The organism is Chryseobacterium lathyri, from assembly GCF_030812195.1.
In the GTDB taxonomy this organism is placed as follows: Bacteria; Bacteroidota; Bacteroidia; order Flavobacteriales; family Weeksellaceae; genus Chryseobacterium; species Chryseobacterium lathyri_A.
The window spans coordinates 415,148-432,946 of the sequence record NZ_JAUSSF010000001.1 but is presented as its reverse complement, the minus strand read 5'-3'; the positions used below and the strand labels follow the sequence as shown (position 1 = coordinate 432,946).

19 protein-coding genes are annotated in these 17,799 nt (G+C 36.9%); 10 read left to right on the top strand and 9 right to left on the bottom strand.

Features of this window, described 5'->3' with window-relative positions:
• Positions 1–8: 8 nt before the first annotated feature.
• Complete coding sequence (gene cphA, locus J2T03_RS01990) at positions 9–2,639, bottom strand: cyanophycin synthetase (RefSeq protein ID WP_306843003.1); 2,631 nt, start codon at positions 2,637–2,639, stop codon at positions 9–11.
• A gap of 198 nt (positions 2,640–2,837) precedes the next feature.
• On the opposite strand from cphA, the gene J2T03_RS01985 reads away from it, so the two are divergent.
• The 3 genes from J2T03_RS01985 (at position 2,838) to J2T03_RS01975 (ending at position 4,998) form a co-directional block, all read left to right on the top strand.
• A complete protein-coding gene (locus J2T03_RS01985; protein WP_373426874.1) occupies positions 2,838–3,728 on the top strand; it encodes a cyanophycinase in 891 nt (296 codons plus the stop codon).
• A gap of 95 nt (positions 3,729–3,823) precedes the next feature.
• Positions 3,824–4,666, top strand: coding sequence for an isoaspartyl peptidase/L-asparaginase (locus tag J2T03_RS01980; RefSeq protein ID WP_307209139.1), 843 nt, complete (start codon positions 3,824–3,826; stop codon positions 4,664–4,666).
• A gap of 98 nt (positions 4,667–4,764) precedes the next feature.
• A complete protein-coding gene (locus tag J2T03_RS01975; protein WP_306843007.1) occupies positions 4,765–4,998 on the top strand; it encodes a YtxH domain-containing protein in 234 nt (77 codons plus the stop codon).
• 100 nt (positions 4,999–5,098) lie between these two features.
• On the opposite strand, the gene J2T03_RS01970 is transcribed toward J2T03_RS01975, so the two are convergent.
• From J2T03_RS01970 to J2T03_RS01940, 7 genes are all read right to left on the bottom strand, one after another.
• The gene (locus J2T03_RS01970) at positions 5,099–5,890 is read right to left on the bottom strand and encodes a class I SAM-dependent methyltransferase (protein WP_307209137.1); all 792 of its coding nucleotides are present in this window, start codon (positions 5,888–5,890) and stop codon (positions 5,099–5,101) included.
• A gap of 69 nt (positions 5,891–5,959) precedes the next feature.
• The gene (locus J2T03_RS01965; RefSeq protein ID WP_307209135.1) at positions 5,960–6,601 is read right to left on the bottom strand and encodes a GNAT family N-acetyltransferase; all 642 of its coding nucleotides are present in this window, start codon (positions 6,599–6,601) and stop codon (positions 5,960–5,962) included.
• An 18-nt stretch (positions 6,602–6,619) separates the two neighbouring features.
• The gene (locus J2T03_RS01960; RefSeq protein WP_307209134.1) at positions 6,620–7,159 is read right to left on the bottom strand and encodes a PH domain-containing protein; all 540 of its coding nucleotides are present in this window, start codon (positions 7,157–7,159) and stop codon (positions 6,620–6,622) included.
• Between the two features lie 21 nt (positions 7,160–7,180).
• Positions 7,181–7,852: a DUF6624 domain-containing protein gene (locus tag J2T03_RS01955; protein ID WP_306843014.1), complete on the bottom strand. Its 672-nt coding sequence runs from the start codon at positions 7,850–7,852 to the stop codon at positions 7,181–7,183.
• Between the two features lie 9 nt (positions 7,853–7,861).
• Complete coding sequence (gene hisS, locus J2T03_RS01950) at positions 7,862–9,211, bottom strand: histidine--tRNA ligase (RefSeq protein ID WP_307209133.1); 1,350 nt, start codon at positions 9,209–9,211, stop codon at positions 7,862–7,864.
• A 122-nt stretch (positions 9,212–9,333) separates the two neighbouring features.
• Entirely contained in the window at positions 9,334–9,789 is a 456-nt protein-coding gene (locus J2T03_RS01945) for an HRDC domain-containing protein (RefSeq protein ID WP_307209132.1), read from the bottom strand.
• Positions 9,790–9,803: 14 nt separating this feature from the next.
• Positions 9,804–10,136 carry a single-stranded DNA-binding protein gene (locus J2T03_RS01940; RefSeq protein ID WP_048504355.1) on the bottom strand — a complete coding sequence of 111 codons (333 nt, stop codon included), beginning with the start codon at positions 10,134–10,136 and terminating at the stop codon, positions 9,804–9,806.
• Positions 10,137–10,519: 383 nt separating this feature from the next.
• On the opposite strand from J2T03_RS01940, the gene J2T03_RS01935 reads away from it, so the two are divergent.
• The 4 genes from J2T03_RS01935 to J2T03_RS01920 are packed head-to-tail and all read left to right on the top strand — an operon-like array spanning position 10,520 to position 13,314.
• Entirely contained in the window at positions 10,520–11,425 is a 906-nt protein-coding gene (locus J2T03_RS01935; protein ID WP_307209131.1) for an arginase family protein, read from the top strand.
• Positions 11,425–12,027 carry an HPP family protein gene (locus J2T03_RS01930; RefSeq protein WP_307209130.1) on the top strand — a complete coding sequence of 201 codons (603 nt, stop codon included), beginning with the start codon at positions 11,425–11,427 and terminating at the stop codon, positions 12,025–12,027. The genes J2T03_RS01935 and J2T03_RS01930 overlap by 1 nt, the downstream gene beginning before the upstream one ends.
• A 5-nt stretch (positions 12,028–12,032) precedes the next feature.
• A complete protein-coding gene (locus J2T03_RS01925; RefSeq protein ID WP_306843023.1) occupies positions 12,033–12,377 on the top strand; it encodes a hypothetical protein in 345 nt (114 codons plus the stop codon).
• Positions 12,378–12,402: 25 nt separating this feature from the next.
• Positions 12,403–13,314 carry a TIGR01777 family oxidoreductase gene (locus J2T03_RS01920; RefSeq protein WP_307209129.1) on the top strand — a complete coding sequence of 304 codons (912 nt, stop codon included), beginning with the start codon at positions 12,403–12,405 and terminating at the stop codon, positions 13,312–13,314.
• A gap of 29 nt (positions 13,315–13,343) precedes the next feature.
• Here J2T03_RS01920 and J2T03_RS01915 read toward each other — a convergent pair whose 3' ends face one another.
• The gene (locus J2T03_RS01915; RefSeq protein WP_307209128.1) at positions 13,344–13,700 is read right to left on the bottom strand and encodes a MarR family winged helix-turn-helix transcriptional regulator; all 357 of its coding nucleotides are present in this window, start codon (positions 13,698–13,700) and stop codon (positions 13,344–13,346) included.
• Between the two features lie 113 nt (positions 13,701–13,813).
• On the opposite strand from J2T03_RS01915, the gene J2T03_RS01910 reads away from it, so the two are divergent.
• The 3 genes from J2T03_RS01910 (at position 13,814) to J2T03_RS01900 (ending at position 17,588) form a co-directional block, all read left to right on the top strand.
• The gene (locus J2T03_RS01910) at positions 13,814–16,063 is read left to right on the top strand and encodes an ATP-binding cassette domain-containing protein (protein WP_307209127.1); all 2,250 of its coding nucleotides are present in this window, start codon (positions 13,814–13,816) and stop codon (positions 16,061–16,063) included.
• A gap of 156 nt (positions 16,064–16,219) precedes the next feature.
• On the top strand, positions 16,220–16,801 hold the full coding sequence (nudK, locus tag J2T03_RS01905) for a GDP-mannose pyrophosphatase NudK (RefSeq protein WP_307209125.1): 582 nt from the start codon (positions 16,220–16,222) through the stop codon (positions 16,799–16,801).
• A 130-nt stretch (positions 16,802–16,931) separates the two neighbouring features.
• Positions 16,932–17,588 carry a DUF2306 domain-containing protein gene (locus tag J2T03_RS01900; RefSeq protein WP_307209123.1) on the top strand — a complete coding sequence of 219 codons (657 nt, stop codon included), beginning with the start codon at positions 16,932–16,934 and terminating at the stop codon, positions 17,586–17,588.
• Positions 17,589–17,799: the final 211 nt, after the last annotated feature.

Below are 17,799 nucleotides of genomic sequence, written 5' to 3'. Positions count from 1 at the left end.
CATTTATTTTACGAATTTTTATCGTCTTCCATAAGCTCACGTGCCTGATAATCCTGTACCAGATCGATTGCATTTGAAATAACATCACTTAAGGCAGTGATAAAGGTTCCTTCTTCAGCCATTCCCATGGCATGCTTTAAAGCCTCAATTTCTTTTGGAATAATTTCATAGCTCACATCTCTTCCTGCTTCATTAATACCGTCGATGATCAACCCGTTGATCTCTTCTTCCGTTCTTCCTCTCAGGTGCTTTTCATTTCTGATGATGATATAATCAAACATTCTTCCTGCAATTTTTCCACATTCTCTGATATCACTGTCACGCCTGTCGCCTACTCCTGAAATGATACCTATTTTCTTGGTAGATTCCACATTTTTAAGATAATCTTCGATAGCTTCGTAGCCTGAAGGATTGTGTGCAAAATCAATAAGAACCTTAAAGTTTTTGAATTTAAAAATATTCAGTCTTCCCGGCGTAAGCTGTGCACTTGGAATGAAAGTCCTTAAGGAATTGGAAATATCTTCGATCCCGAAACCATAAAGATAACTGGCCAAACTTGCCGCCAGAACATTTTCGATCATAAACCGGGCTTTCCCTTCCATCGTAATCGGGAAATCTTTAGCCTTTCCAATTCTAATTTTCCAGTCGCCTTTTTTAATGGTTACAAAACCTTCTTCATAAATACAAGTGATTTTTCCTTCTTTGGCAAACTTTACAATATGGGGATTATTTTCATCCATACTGAAAATCGCAACATTACTGTCGAGATCATTAATGATCTTCATGGAATATTCATTATCTGCATTCAGGACGCTCCAGCCGTTTTTCTTAACACTGTCCAGCACCACTCTTTTTACTTTTGTAAGGTCTTTCAAATTGTGAATATCATTCATTCCCAAATGATCCTCTTCAATATTAGTCAAAACTCCGATATCACATTGGGAATACCCTAAGCCGGAACGCAGGATTCCGCCTCTTGCAGTTTCCAGAACAGCAAATTCTACGGTAGGATCTTTCAGAACAAATTCAGCAGAAATCGGTCCTGTAGTATCTCCTTTTGTCAGCATGGTATTCTGAATATAAATACCGTCAGAAGTCGTAAAACCTACTCTATAACCGTTGCTTTTTACAATATGTGAGATTAGTCTTGTTGTTGTTGTTTTTCCATTCGTTCCTGTCACTGCGATAATTGGGATTGTGAATGGTTTTCCCGGAGGATACAACATATCAACCACCGGAGCAGCTACGTTTCTCGGAAGGCCTTCGCTTGGTGCCAGGTGCATTCTGAATCCTGGTGCGGCATTCACTTCTATAATTGCAGCTCCGCTTTCTTTAAGCGGCTGTGTCAAATTTTCTGCCATAATATCGATACCGCAGACATCCAGACCAATAATCTTGGAAACTCTTTCTGCCATGGTGATATTCTCCGGATGCACCATATCGGTAACATCTATGGACGTACCTCCCGTAGAAAGATTGGCCGTAGATTTCAAATAGACAACCTCTCCTTTTTGCGGAACAGTTTCAAGGGTATACTGAAGCTTTTCAAGAAGTTCCAATGTATCTTTGTCTACTTCTATTTCTGTAAGGACATTTTCATGGCCATACCCTCTTCTCGGATCTCTGTTTTCTTTATCGATCAGTTCCTGGAGATTCAGTTCACCGTCTCCAACAACATGTGCAGGTACCCTCCTTGCTGCGGCAACCATTTTATTGTTAATGACCAGAACCCTGAAATCATATCCTGTAATGTATTTTTCTACAATGACTTTTCTGGAATATTTCTGGGCATGCTCCAGTCCTATTTTTGCGGCTTCCCAATCATTTACATTAATAGAAGAACCTTTTCCATGATTTCCATCCAACGGTTTTAGTACGATAGGATAGCCTATTTTTTTTATAACATCTTTCAGTTCTTCTTCATCTACTACCAGATCTCCAATAGGAACAGGAATGGCAGCATCATGAAGCATTCTTTTCGTCAGTTCTTTATTACATGCAATATCTACTGCAATGGAGCTCGTTTTACCGGTAATGGTGGCCTGAAAACGCTGTTGATTCACACCGTACCCAAGCTGTACCAAAGAGTTTGTTCCCAATCTTATCCATGGAATTTTTCTGGAAACAGCTTCTTCCACGATACTTCCCGTAGAAGGCCCCAGACGGACACGTTCTCTGATTTCCTTCAATTTCTGTATACAGGCATTAATATCGTATTCTGTATTGTCGATCAAAGCTTGTGCTATATTCACCGCTTCTTCAGCAGCATAAATTCCGGCATTTTCTTCAATATAATTAAAAACAACATTGTATATTCCGGGCGACTTTGTTTCACGGGTTCTTCCGAAACCTACGTCCATGCCTGCCAGTGTCTGTATTTCCAGCGCTATGTGTTCTATTACATGACCCATCCAGGTTCCGGTTTCTATCCTGTGAAAGAATCCACCTTCCACTCCTTCTGAACATCTGTGGGTGAACAGAGATGGGATTAGTTTTTCAATTCTTTCTCTGAAACCGTCGATTTTGTTCGTAGGATAATTTTCCATTTCTTCAAGATCCAATCTCATCTGTATCAGCTTCTTTCTTCTGATGCTCCAGATATTTGGACCTCGTAATGCCTGTATCTTCTCAATTTTCATAATCTATTTGCATTTTTATCAGTTAACAATAACTCCTTCAAAAATCAAAGATAATGTAAAACCCTAAACCAAACTATACCACATTTAAAGATTTCTCAAAAAAAAATGAAAAGAAATTAACAATTCTAAAACATTAAAAATCATTAAAATGTGGCATGAATTTCGCCAAATGTTAATTATTTTTTAAATTTGCACACTATGATGAGACCCGTTGGAAAATTAATTATTATCGGAGGAGCTGTAAACAAAGGAAGCTTTGCAGAAACCGATTTCGACCAGAACATTGAAAAAAACCTTAACTTTTTTGAAAGAGGAATCTTAAGAAAGATCATTAACGAATCTAAGCTTAAGGAGAATTCTGTCATCGAAATTGTAACTACAGCCTCTCAGATCCCTCAAATTGTAGGCACAGAATACAAAAAAGCTTTTGAATTTCTTGGCGCCAAAAATGTAAATATTCTTGACATCCACAATCGTGAAGAGGCCAATTCTGACGCTATGGCTGCAAGGGCCAATGCAGCAGACGTTGTCATGTTTACGGGAGGTGATCAGCTCAGGCTGACCTCTATTCTTGGAGGAACAAGATTTCATGATACTATTTTACTGAAATATCAGGAACAGGATTTTATTTATTCAGGAACTTCTGCCGGCGCGGCGGCGGCTTCTGAAAATATGATCTATCAGGGAAGCAGCTCTGAATCTCTTTTAAAGGGAGAGATTAAAACAACGCAGGGACTTGGCCTGATTGATAATGTAATTATTGATACGCATTTCGTACAGCGTGGCAGAATCGGACGCCTTTTTCAGGCTGTAGTCAACAATCCAAGAACATTGGGAATAGGACTTGGTGAAGACACGGGGCTTTTTATCCATAATGATATTATGACAGCTGTAGGCTCAGGTCTTGTGATCCTGGTGGACGGAAGATTCATTAAAGATACCAACCTTACGAACATCAACCTGGGTGAACCTATTTCAATTGATAATCTTACCGTACATGTTATGTCTATGAATGATCATTATGATCTTACCACAAAGAAACTTACGATCGAAAATTCACAGTTCAACCCTATTCCACAGGATAAATAAAGTAATTAATGGTGAACAGAATTTCACCAATTACAATTTTTATACTTAACTTTAAAATTGACAATTGACTTTTCACAATTGACAAATATAATCTTATGAAAATCATTATCCACGGCGGTTTTTTCTCTGAAAGTGATCAAAGTCATGAAATAAAGACGGCAAAACAAAGTTCTTTAAAACATATTGCTCAAAAGGCTTTTGAATACCTTCAGACGCATTCTGCTTTTGATACGGTGGCTTATGCTGTTTCTCTTCTGGAAGACGATCCGCTGTACAATGCAGGTATCGGTTCCCAGATACAAAGTGACGGCGTAATCCGCATGAGCGCAGCCATTATGGATGGGCAGACGCAGAAATTAAGCGGCGTAATCAATCTCCAGGATGTAAAGAATCCAATTTTTGTAGCGAAAGAGCTGATTAAAGAGGACGACAGGGTTCTGGGCGGTAACGGGGCTAAAATTTATGCCTCTGAACATGGATTTGAACATTTCTCAACTGAAATTCCCCAGCGAAGAAGTGAATATGAAGCTAAACTTGATAACGGAGGAAAAGGAACTGTAGGCTGTGTCGCTCTTGATAAAGAAGGAAAGCTTGCTGTAGCAACTTCTACCGGTGGAAAAGGATTTGAGATTCCCGGAAGAATTTCAGACTCTGCAACGGTGGCTGGAAATTATGCCAATTCATCCTGTGCCGTGAGCTGCACGGGTGTAGGAGAAGATATTGTAAGTAATGCTACTGCTGCAAAGATTGTAACGAGAACTACGGACGGAATGAGTCTTGAACAGGCTTTTCATAAGACATTTGAAGAGCTTAAGACCATAGATGGCTTTGCAGGGGCCATCGCCATCGACAAAGACGGAAATATCTATCATCAGGACTCTTATCCTACTATGGTCTTTGCCAGTTTCGATGGAGAAAATTTTCAGGTCTTTCAATAATTTTAACATTTTTTTATTATCCCATTTAATTTTTTGGCACGTATTTTACATGTTTAACAATAACAAGTTTTAATTATAAATCATTAAAAATAAAAATCATGGGAAATAAAACAAAAGGGCTATTAGCCTTACTGGGTGTAGGTGCTTTGGCATATTGGAAATATAAGAATTCTACTCCTGAAGAAAAGCAGGCTGTAAAGGATAAAATCAATACGGCAAAAGATAACCTGAACAAATGGGGAAATGATGTTAAGAACAAAGCCAATGACGTTGCATCTCAGGTTCAGAACAAAGTAGACGAAGCTAAAACAAAAGCTGAAGATTCTTTCTAAAAGCAATTAGTTTTTTTAACATTCATATATGAAAAGTCATCGTAATCTCAGGACTATGATGACTTTTTATATTATATAGTTATTTTGAAACAGTAAAAATTTATTTCTTCTTTCCTTTCAAGGCATATACCAACGGTAATTTGTTCCCGAATGCTAATATTCTCCATTTCCCTTTCTCAAATTCCTGAACCTGATTGAAACATGGATAAGGTGACCAGTCGAATTCCCGGAAGATTTCCGGTTCTATAGTGTGATTTATCAGATTCTGCAGAACTTCAGCCAAAGAATGGTTCCACATTACATATTCCTGAACAATATTGGCCGATTTGTCAGCATACGTTCCTTCATAGGTTTCCACAATAGGCTTTTCATTAAAATAATTGTACGCAACTTTTGTAAAATCGTCATCAAACATCCAAACTGCAGGATGAAATTCCGCCATTATAAATTGACCTCCCGGATTTAAAAAGTGGCTGATTACTCCAGCCCATTTATCCAGATCAGGAAGCCAGCCTACCACACCATAGCTCGTATAGACAATATCGAATTTCTGCTTAAGAATATCCGGAAGACTGTACACATCCGAACAGATAAATTCTGTATCGGTCCCGCATTTTTGTGCAAGATCTTTTCCGGTTTCAATAGCTTTATCGGACAAATCTATACCGGTGACATGAGCTCCCATTCTTGACAGGGAAATAGAATCCTGCCCGAAATGACATTGCAGATGCAGAATGCTTTTGTCTTTTACATCTCCCAAAAGGTCCAGCTCTATTGAATTGAGGGAATTTCTTCCTTTTAAGAATTCATCTACAAAATAAAAATCCGATTTCAGGTGCGGATCTACTTTGGCATTCCAGGAATTTTTATTGATTTCAAGGTAGTTTTCCATGGGTATTCGTTTACTGCTAATTTAGTAAATGTTTTGAGGTTATTTTACTTTACACTTTTCTACAAATAATCAAATCCCGGGAATAACAATGGAGGTATAGGAACTGTAAAGCTCCCATCCCATTGTTTCATAAAGTGATTTTCCCTGCTCTGTTGCCACTAAAAAATTGTTGTGGATACCATTTGATAATGCAATTTTCTCAAGTTCCTGCATCAAAAAAGTAGCAAGTCCCTTTCTTTGATGGTTTTCTTCTGTTATAATTCTATCGTATACAGCCAGATCATTTACAAGTACAATCCTACCTATACAGGCTAACTCTCCATTTTCATTAATAATCTTAACTGCTGTTGTAGAGTTATATTTTTCATATTCAAGCTGATAGCCTTCGCACAGGTTTTTCCTTGAAATATTCATCGGACTGGAACAGCCCATCATGTATCCGGGAGGCTGGATGATCCAATTTTCGGATATTTCATCTTTTACCTCATCCGGAGAAGCACAGGCTTTGAGATAAATCCACGGCTCATCAATTTGTTTTGAGAGTTCAATGAAATCATCATTGATTTCAGGAAAAACATATCTTATTTTTTGTTTTTCCTCACCTACTTCTACTTTAAAACCGGATTTGTACTTTACAGGAAGAGGAAGCTTTCTCGACAATGACCATGCCTTCAACCATTTATCTATAATATCAGAAGATACGTTGTTCATTATGATTGATTGTTATATTTAAGAAAGCCGATCCAGCAGTTTCTTTTTCTGCTCGGCAAATTCTTCTTCATTTAAAATTCCACTATCTCTGAGTCTTCCCAACTGTTCCAATTGATCTAAAGCTGTAGGTTCTGGTTTATTTTGAAAATACTCTTTAGGACGGGCCATAAAATCTCTTACTTTTTCACAAAACAATTCTGCATAATATTTTCCGACATTATCAATTTCAACAACATTGTCCGAGATATGAATATCTATGGAAGCAAGCATTAAGGATTTCTCATATTGTATGGAGCTTACTTTGTCGTAAGAAAAATCTTCTACTTTTAACCCGTACATGAATTCTTTATCCACAAAAATCAACCTTCTTTCAGTGGCTACTAAAATGATATGATGATTGGTCAGTTTATTTCTTCCCTCAATCAAATACACAATTTTTTCATTCTCCGAAAGGACATCCGGTAATGCATGAATTTCTTTTCTGGCAAAAATGGTAGGATTGATATCTAATATTTCCAGTTCATCTTTTATTTCATCAAGTCTTGATTTTTCACTCATGATCAGTCGTTTTATTTTTGATTATTTATAGAGATTTGGAAATTTTATTCCTTTCTCTAAAAACAATTTTTCATTCATCCTGTAATGATTTTGTGTCATACGATTGAGATAATCTTTATATGGTTCCAAGTCAAATTCTTTTCTTAATTTATCAATATTTATTGAATCTGCTAATCCATTTTTAGGTACAGCTTGCTCTAAATTATTATAATCCAACTGAGATCCAAACCTTTGTTTTTTGCCTAAATTTTTATTTACTCGATCTTCCAATAGTGCGTAGTCGGATCTACGTACATTATTTTTTATAACTTCTTTCCTCATCTCATCTAACATTTGCTTTTGAAATTCAATATCATTATCTGCATGCTGTATTGAAATCCAAAAATTATTTGATGCTTCCTCTCCTACTTTGTCAAAGCCAAGATAACCATATTTTGAAAACATTTTTTTGATTCGTTTTTGATTATCTAAACTTATACTATCTCTTTTAGCTAAAAATATCTTCCATGCGTTTTTCTCACCATATTTATTTTTAAACATTTGCGGAGGAATTCCTGCATATTCCTGATCAACTTTCTTAATATATTCTAATTCTTTTATCACTCTGTCTCTATCTTTTTTAGAAATAGATTGAGCACTACAAGCAAGGAGACAAATGCTTATCGATAAAAATAAAATGTTTTTTTTCATCATTTTTTGTGCTTATCCCAAAAACTTCTCCAAAGAAACTGTTTTCTGTTCTCCGGCAGCAAGATCTTTAAAAGTAACCGTTCCGTTTTTAATCTCTTCTTCGCCTAAGAAAACAAGATTTTTAATTCCTTTCTTTTCAGCATAGGTAAACTGTTTGTTCAGCTTTGCATTTTCCGGATACAGTTCGGCAGAGATTCCTTTTTCTCTCAGCTGCATAATCAATTTTAAAGCTTCTGCAGTTTCTTCTCCTCCGAAGTTAGCAAACAGATATTCTACTTTCATTGAAGCTTCTTCAGGAAAAAGATTAAGTTCCTCCATTACCAGATAAACCCTGTCCAAACCGAATGAAATCCCGATTCCCGGAATATTTTTAACTCCGAACACTTCGGTAAGGTTATCATATCTACCGCCGCCGCCGATGGATCCCATCGCCACCTCATCTGCTTTTACCTCGAAAATAGCTCCGGTATAATAATCTAAGCCTCTGGCCAGCGTAATATTGAATACAAGATTCTTCATATCTACCCCAAGATTCAGAGATTGGGTAAGAACAAATTCCAGCTCATCTACTCCTTGCAGTCCAATTTCACTGTCAACAAATTTTTCTTTTAACTGAAGAAGATTTTCCAGCGCATCATCTGACTGACTGAATAAAAACTCCAATTTATCAATAGATTCCTGAGAAATTTCTCTTTCCAGTAATTCTTTAACAACTCCTTCTTTTCCTATTTTGTCAAGCTTATCCAGAGCTACAGTAAAGTCAATCAGTTTTTCTGTAATACCTGCATATTCTGCCAGACCGGAAAGGATCTTTCTGTTGTTCATATGGATGGTAACAGGAATATTTAAATCGGAAAATGATTTCAGATATAGCTGAACCAAATCTACTTCCTGTAATAGGCTTTCGCTTCCCACCACATCAGCATCACACTGGTAAAACTCTCTGAACCTTCCCTTTTGTGGTCGGTCTGCTCTCCATACCGGCTGGATCTGGTAACGCTTGTATGGAAATGTCAGCTTACCATGATTCATCGCCACGAATCTTGCAAAAGGTACGGTAAGGTCGTAGCGGAGTGCTTTATCTGAAATTTGAGAAATAAGTTTCTGATGATTTTTATTATCCCAGTCTTCCTGATTTACTTTCGAAGCGTACTCTCCTGAATTTAAAATCTTAAAGATCAGTCGGTCACCTTCTTCTCCGTACTTTCCTGTCAAAGTAGAAAGATTTTCAAAGCTTGGGGTTTCTAATGGCTGAAAACCGAATAATTCAAAATTATTCTGTAAAATATTGATAATATATTTTCTTCTTGAAACTTCCTGCGCTGTAAAATCTCTCGTTCCTTTTGCTAAACTTGGCTTCATTTGCTGTATGTCATTTTGATATATGCAAAAATAAGCAATTGAAAGGACTTTTCCGAAGATAAAAAAAGCTGGGAAGGATTACTCCCCAGCTCTCGATGCATGATCATTACTACATCCGAAAATCAGACACCTTCAAGGATTTCCAGGATCTCTTCACCATAATTTTCAATCTTATGTTTTCCAAAACCCTTGATCTCAAGCAGTTCTTCTTTTTTCACAGGCTTATACTTAGCCACAGACATCAGTTCTTTATTGCTCGCGATAAAATAAGTGGGGAGATTCTGTTCTTTTGCCTTCTCTGATCTCCAGTATTTCAGGGCATCTAAAATTTTCTCTTCATCGGAGTTTAAAACATCATTATCTGCAGAGTATTTTACTGCCTTTGGCTCCTTTACTGTGTTTTTAGCTGTTTTCGGCTCTTCAAAATACAGGATTACGGACCAGTAACATTCATCATTTACAAAAGCGGTTTCCACTTTTATAATTTCGTTCACTTCAAGAAAATCATCGAGCATTTTTTGATCTCTATGAAGAAATTCCTTGGAAAGTCTGATTTTAAAAACTTTTACGTTCATCATTTGTGTTTTTAGAATTATTTACCTCCTAAAAGCAGGATCTCATCGATTCTTATCTCTGTTATATAACGCTTAACGCCGTCTTTGTCATCATACGATCTGTATGTAAGTTTTCCTTCAATGGCAATTTCTTTTCCTTTGGGTACATATTTCTGAAGAATTTCAGCTGTTTTTCCAAAAGCAATCAAATTGTGCCATTGTGTTTCTTCCACTTTTTCACCTTTTGCATTCGTGTAATGATCGCTGGTCGCTAGCGATACACTTGCTTTTACATTTCCGCTTTCGAAGTTTACTGTTTCAACTTCTTTACCTGTGTAACCAATTAATGTTACTTTGTTTCTTAGTGACATAACTTTTAAATTTTTAGATTAATAATTCAGATAAGAGACGTTCACTGTCTTTCTCAAATCTCTGTTGCAAAGATTGTTACACCAAAGCATCATAGTCGGTTATAAACTATTTAAATTCATTTGTATTCGTTTGTTGTCGAATAATTCTTAACCAGTTTTTGATACAGTCTATTATTCCCAGTTAAAAAAATAACCCATTCTTTATTAGTCAACAGATAAAAAATTATACTCAACTTCTGCTGTATAAAATTTTAAAGCTCTTCTTTTCTTTCCTATAATTTCCCCTTATAAATCATTCTCTAAGACTCGTTAAAAAATATTTCTCTGCTGAATTTTATCCGTTTGCAAATGGATAATTCCGTATCTTTGGGGAAACATCATCTATGAAAAGGAACATCAATATTTTTGAGTTTCCTCTCAATCTGGGACTGAAAAAAAAAGAACATGAAACTGAACCAGGTGTTAGAAAGCTCCCGGAATGGCTTAAAAAATTTGATTTTTATAAGGAAATCAATCCCCAAAATATTTTCAGACTAGAAGCTCCGGAATACTCCATGAAATCTGATCAGGAGTCTGGTGTTCTAAATGCCGATGCCATTATTGACTACGCTCAAAAACAGGCTAATCTTATTCTGAATAATCATCAGGAAGATACTTTCAGCATCATGCTTGGAGGTGATTGCAGTATTTTGATCGGAACCGCCATTGCTTTAAAGAAACTTGGAAATTTTGGTCTTTTTTATCTGGACGGGCATACTGATTTTATTCCGGTCAGTCTTTCTTCTACCGCCGCAGCTGCAGGAATGGATCTCGCTATTATCACAGGAACCGGACATGAAAAATTAACCAATATTCAAGGGCTTAAACCGTATTTTTTAGAAGAAAATATTTTCTGTGCAGGAAATGCAGAAACGGATGATGAAGAGTATGTGGAGCAGATTGTAAATTCTGATATCCAGTATTTTGATGTTGAACAGCTGAGGATGAACGGTTTTAGAAAAACTGCTGAAGACTTTTTGCAAATGGTTGAAAGGAAGGGTCTGGACAGCTTTTTTATTCACCTCGATGTCGATGTTCTGAAAGACGAACTGATGCCTGCCGTAGACAGCAGGATGGAAGAAGGAATTGATTATGAAAATCTGAAAGAAATCTTGAAGCCACTGATCCATTCTCCCCTATGCTTTGGAATAGAGATCACAATCCTTGATCCGGATTATGATGAAAACGGAACATACACGAAGCCTTTTGTGAAAAATTTAATTCAAATAATAAAAAACAAAGAAGATTAATGAAGAAGACCATAAAAAGAACATTAAGAGTTTCAAAATATGTGATTTATAAAGAAACGCTGGTTGACTATAAAGAACATTTCTGGTCCTTTTTGGGAGCATTTGTCGGAATCGGAATTATTGCATTTATTCAGTCCCATACTTTAGCTGCTACTGAAAATATATTTCTGATCGGTTCTTTTGGCGCATCAAGTGTCCTGATCTATGGTGCTATTCAAAGCCCTCTTGCTCAACCCAGAAATTTAGTGGGCGGACATGTTATTTCAGCACTTGTTGGGGTTACCGTTTATAAAATCGTTCCGGATATCATCTGGCTTTCCGCACCTTTAGCAGTAGCTTTTTCCATTGTACTGATGCAGTATACCAAAACCCTTCATCCTCCCGGAGGAGCAACCGCGCTGATTGCTGTGAGCTCTACAGGAAAGATTCCGGAACTCGGATACTGGTATGTACTTTCTCCTGTTTTATCAGGCTGTATCATTCTTTTACTGGCAGCCCTTTTATTCAATAACATAACTTCGAACAGAAGCTATCCTTCTCATACAAGGTTTAAAAGGCTATTAAAGAAAAAACATGAACATATACACAAAATGAAAAGATAAAAAGCATGAACTGTCTCGAATGTGGCGAAAAAATTATCGGGAGGTCTGATAAAAAATTCTGCAATGATGCCTGCCGGAATGCCTACAATAATAAGCAGAATAAAGATTCCACCAATCTGATGCGGAATGTGAATAACAAGCTCCGCAGAAATTACCGTATCCTTATGGAGCTGAACACAGATGGCAAAGCGAAAATTGCAAAATCAAGAATGGATGGCTTGGGTTTTGATTTCGATTATTTTACCAATCTGAAAGTTTATAAGAACGGGTCTGAATATAGGTTTATTTATGACTATGGCTATAAACTTCTGGAAGATGATTTTGTCCTGATCGTCAAAAATCAGGGATAGTTTCCATTTCCTTAAATATTCAATTATGAAAGAAATTGTTCTGATAACCGGTGCTGGCGGAATGATCGCACAGGAACTCTCAAAGAAGTTAGAAAATGAATACACCGTAAGATTTCTGACCCGAAAGAAAAAACATGACAATGAATTTGAATGGAATATTAAAGACGGAACAATGGATGAATCTGCTCTTGAAAATGTTTCCCATATTATTCATCTGGCCGGAGCCAACATTTCAGGAAAACGATGGACCAAGGAAAGAAAGCATGAGCTGATATCCAGCCGTGTGGATTCTGCAGGGCTTCTTTTAAAAACTGTAAAAAAGAAAAAAATAAAGCTTAAATCTTTTATATCCGCCTCAGGAATCAATTATTACGGTACTGTAACAACTGAAAAAGTTTATACTGAAAAAGATCCTCCCGGAAACGATTTCCTGAGTGAGGTTGTCATTTTATGGGAAAGATCTGCAGATGATTTCAAAGAACAAAATCTGGCAGAAAGAGTTGTGAAAATACGGACAGCCGTTGTTCTTTCTAAAGAAGACGGAGCACTGAAAAAAATGGTTCCTACCATAAAATATGGCATCGGGTCTGCTTTAGGAAGCGGGAAACAATATATGCCGTGGATTCATATTGATGATATCTGTTCTATTTATGTGGCCGCTCTGAGAAATTCTGATATGGATGGGGCTTACAATGCGGTTTCCCCTCAGCATACGACCAATGAGAATTTAACGAAAAAAATAGCTAAAGTCCTGAAAAAGCCTTTATTTATGCCCAATGTGCCTGCGTTCGTTTTAAAACTGATGTTTGGAGAGCTTGCAGATGCTTTGTTGGAAGGTTCAAGAGCTTCTGCACAAAAGATACAGGATACAGGATTCCAATTTAAATTTCCTGATCTGAAGGGAGCTCTGGAAAATCTTCTGAAGAAAGAAAAATAAAAACGGTTACTTATCTTGATGAACTGTATTCAGACTTCCATATTCTCCAGAATTTTATTCAATAAAGCTGTTAATGTCACTAATTCTTTTTTGTCTAAAATGGCAGAAGCCTGATCTGCTACTGTTTTTCGGAAATCTTCGGAATTATTAATCAGAAATTTGCCTTTTTCTGTCGCTGAAAGATTAAATATTCTTCTGTCGGAAACGCTTTGCTTCTGTTCAACAAGATGATTACTGATTAGAAATTTGATCTGTTTCGAAATCGCTGCCTGACTGACCTTGAATGCCACAGCAATCTGTTTTCCGGTAACCTGCCCCTTCCGGTATATGTATTCTATAATATTATAATGTGTTGCCGTAACACCACTGATGTTTCCCTTGTTCATATTAGCCAATATAAAACACTGAAGATCAGTAAAAGTATTAAAAAATTGATCTTTTTCTATTTCCATAAAAATACTTAACTTAGTTAACTATTAACAAAGTTAATGAAATTATTATGAAAGAAATCATTATCACCCACGCAAGACAGAATAATCTGAAGAATATTTCATTACGCATTCCAAAAAATAAAATAACTGTCTTCACAGGAGTTTCAGGATCCGGAAAATCATCGTTGGTATTTGAAACGATAGGTGCCGAGGCCCAGCGCCAGATTAATGAGACACAAAACAGTTTCATAAGGAACCGTCTACAGCATTTTGGAGTTCCGAATGTTGAAAAAATAGAAAACCTTAATGTTCCTTTTATCATCAATCAAAAGAGACTGGGAGGAAATGCACGTTCTACAGTAGGAACAGCAACGGATATTTATGCTTCCCTCCGGCTGCTTTTTTCCAGGATAGGAAAACCATTTGTGGGATATTCCAATGTATTTTCTTTCAACAATCCTCAAGGGATGTGTCCCGAATGTGAGGGTCTGGGCTATGTACAGACCGTGAATACGGAAACTCTTTTTGACAAAAACAAATCACTGAACGAAGGTGCCATACAGTTTCCCACTTTTCAACCCGGAGGCTGGAGGCTGACACGTTATATCTATTCAGGGTATTTTGACAATGATAAAAAGCTTAAAGATTTCACAGAAGAAGAATGGGAAATGTTACTGAATGCCAAAGAACATATTCCAAAAAATCCGGCTAAAGAATGGGGAAAAACAGTCCGTTATAAAGGTGTCATTCCCCGAATTGAAAATTCATTTCTGAAAAAGGATTCTAAAGAAAATATTACGCGAAAAGACACTTTAAAAAAGGTTATCATTACTAAACCGTGTCCGCTTTGCCAGGGGGAAAGGCTCAATTCAAAGGTTTTGTCCTGTAAAATTGAAGGTAAAAGCATTGCAGATTGTACATCATTATCCATTGATGAACTGCTCCTTTTTATTCAGAGCTTATCATCTGAGATGTATTCTTCTGTAATTAATGAGTTGATAAAAAAGCTTCAGAATCTTATTGATATAGGTTTGCAGTATCTGACACTGGACAGACAAACTGACACGCTCTCTGGAGGGGAATCCCAACGGATAAAAATGGTAAAACAGCTGGGGAACAGCCTGGTAGATCTGTTGTATATCTTTGATGAACCCAGTATCGGCCTCCATCCTAAAGATATTGACCATATTGTAGATATCATCAAAAAAATAAGGGATAAAGGCAATACCGTCTTAATTGTTGAACATGACCCGGATCTCATCAAAATAGCTGATATTGTTGTTGATATGGGACCTGATTCAGGGAAAAATGGCGGGGAAATTATGTACCAGGGAACTTTTAATCATTTAAAAAATGCGAGAGGTAAAACGGCCGGCTATTTCAACAAAATCCGTACTTATAATAAAACTCCGAGATCAGCAAACGGATTTCTGGAAATAAAAAACGCCCATCTTCATAACTTAAAAAATGTCAGTATAAAAATACCCACAGGCATAATGAATGTGGTGACCGGTGTGGCAGGATCAGGGAAAAGCACTTTGATCAATAAAGTTTTACCCTTATCTTATCCGGTAACCGTAGTAGATCAATCAGTTTTTACAGCCAGCATCCGCTCAAATCTGTTAACCTATCTCAATCTGTCAAATACGGTCAGAAAACTTTTCTCCAATGCCAATAATGTCTCTGAAAAGCTTTTCAGTCGCAACGGTGAAGGCGCCTGCTCCAATTGCAGGGGATTGGGCGTGGAAAAAATAGATCTTGCTTTTATGGATGATATCGAACAGCCTTGTGAAGTCTGTCATGGATCAGGATATAAGTCTGAAGTTTTACAATATTTATACCAAGGCAAAAATATCGCTGATATCATGAATATGACCGTTCTGGAAGCCCTGCAGTTTTTTCCCGGACCCGGATTTGAACATGAGCTCTGCCTGCTGATCAAATTAGGACTGGATTATCTGACTTTGGGACAGCGACTGGATAGCTTCTCTGGAGGGGAAAGACAGCGTTTAAAGCTGACCAAAGAGCTGAACCGTACAGACAAAATTATTGTTTTGGATGAGCCCAGCACAGGCCTCCATCCTATTGATAATGAAAAGCTGCTTTCCTTCTTTGATGAACTGGTGAATAATGGCAATACCCTCATCATCATTGAACATAACCTGGACATCATAGCTCAGGCAGACTGGATCATCGATATTGGCCCTGGAGCTGGAAAACTGGGTGGCATTATTGTATTTGAAGGAACTGTGGAAAAACTGTTATCAGCACAGCATTCTGAAACTTCTCTCTATTTAAGGAAACATTTAGAAGCATAGGGTGTTATCTTTCTTTCTGTTACACAACTCATTTTATAAATCATGTAGATTTTAAAGGTTTTTTAAATGCCTGTTGGAAAAGAAATATTAATTTAGCATTTAATATAATGAGTCCAATCGGGCATTATCACTTAATATAATATACAAGAACTCTCAATGCAGAATCCAAACATTACTATTCTTAAAACAGAAATTTTATCCGATAACTGGTATACATTAAAAAAAGTAACCTATGCCATTGCAAAAAAAGACGGAGCAACAGAAACCCAAAGTAGAGAAGCTTACGACAGAGGAAACGGTGCGGTTATCCTGCTTTATAATAAGATTTCAGGCACTGTGATCTTAACCAGACAGTTCAGGCTTCCTACTTTCATCAATGGAAATGATACAGGGATGCTTATTGAAGCATGCGCCGGACTTTTGGACAATGATAACCCTGAAGAATGTATAAAAAGAGAAACAGAAGAGGAAACAGGCTATAAAATTTCAAAAGTAGAGAAAGTATTCGAAGCCTATATGTCTCCCGGTTCCGTAACGGAAATCCTCCATTTCTTCATCGCTGAATATTCTTCTGAAATGAAGATCACAAACGGTGGCGGGCTTGAAGAAGAAGGGGAAAATATTGAAGTTTTGGAACTTTCTTTTAATGAGGCTCTTGCCATGATAGACAGTGGAGAAATCATGGATGCCAAAACCATCATGCTGCTGCAGTATTTACGCATCAAAAGCATTGTGTAGAAATCAGACGGATCACGTTTAACTTTGATCCGGATTCAGTGCTTGTGAAATCTGGAAATGAAGATGGCATACTCAAAAACAACGATATGAAATATATCTATGACCGGTCACTAAAACTATCTCGAATAGGATGACTATTAAGATTATCTGGATACTTGCTGCCGCAGCTATTCTGATTTTCAGTATTCTGATGCTGAAAACGATCTCCCAATATACAGGTTTTGATAAAAATGTTGGCTTCCTTTTATTTAAACAGAAAGTGGTCAGTAATCCGTATTGGATGACGTTTTTTTACATTCACGTTTTTTCAATCACGCTTTGTTTATTAGCTGGACTCACTCAGTTTTCAAACCGCTTTTTAAGGGAAAACAAAGCACTTCACAGATGGATAGGGAAAATTTATGTTTACAATATTCTGATCATCAATGTTCCGGCATGTTTTGTATTGGGATTATTTTCAAATGGCGGAATCATCGGGATCACAGGATTTATGCTTCAGAATATTCTGTGGGCTTATTTTACGATTGCTGCTGTTCTCTTTATTAAAAAGGGAAATATGGCGGGGCACAAAAAATATATGGTTCTAAGCTATGCAGTGACTACCACGGCTATCACTTTCAGGATCATAAAGAATCTGTTCTATCAGGAAAGCCGGCATGATTATGAGCTGTTTTATGGACTGAATGTCTGGGGTTCGCTGATTCTCAATCTTGTGGCAGCCTATTTTATTATCAGAAGTCAAACATCACCGCTCAAAACTTACGTTCATGATCAAAATAATAAATGAAATAAACAGCAATAATGCATAGGACACGACGAAGATTAAACCATTCAATACCATTTTGTGTTGAGACTTTGCTGTCCACCGGTTAAAAAACCGCATCACCAGATAAGATAATCCAGCCAGGATCAGTAAGGTAAAAATAAAAAAAACAAAGCTTGAATCCATAGATATTAATTTATACCAAAACTATTATTTTTAAATTTAAAAACATAAT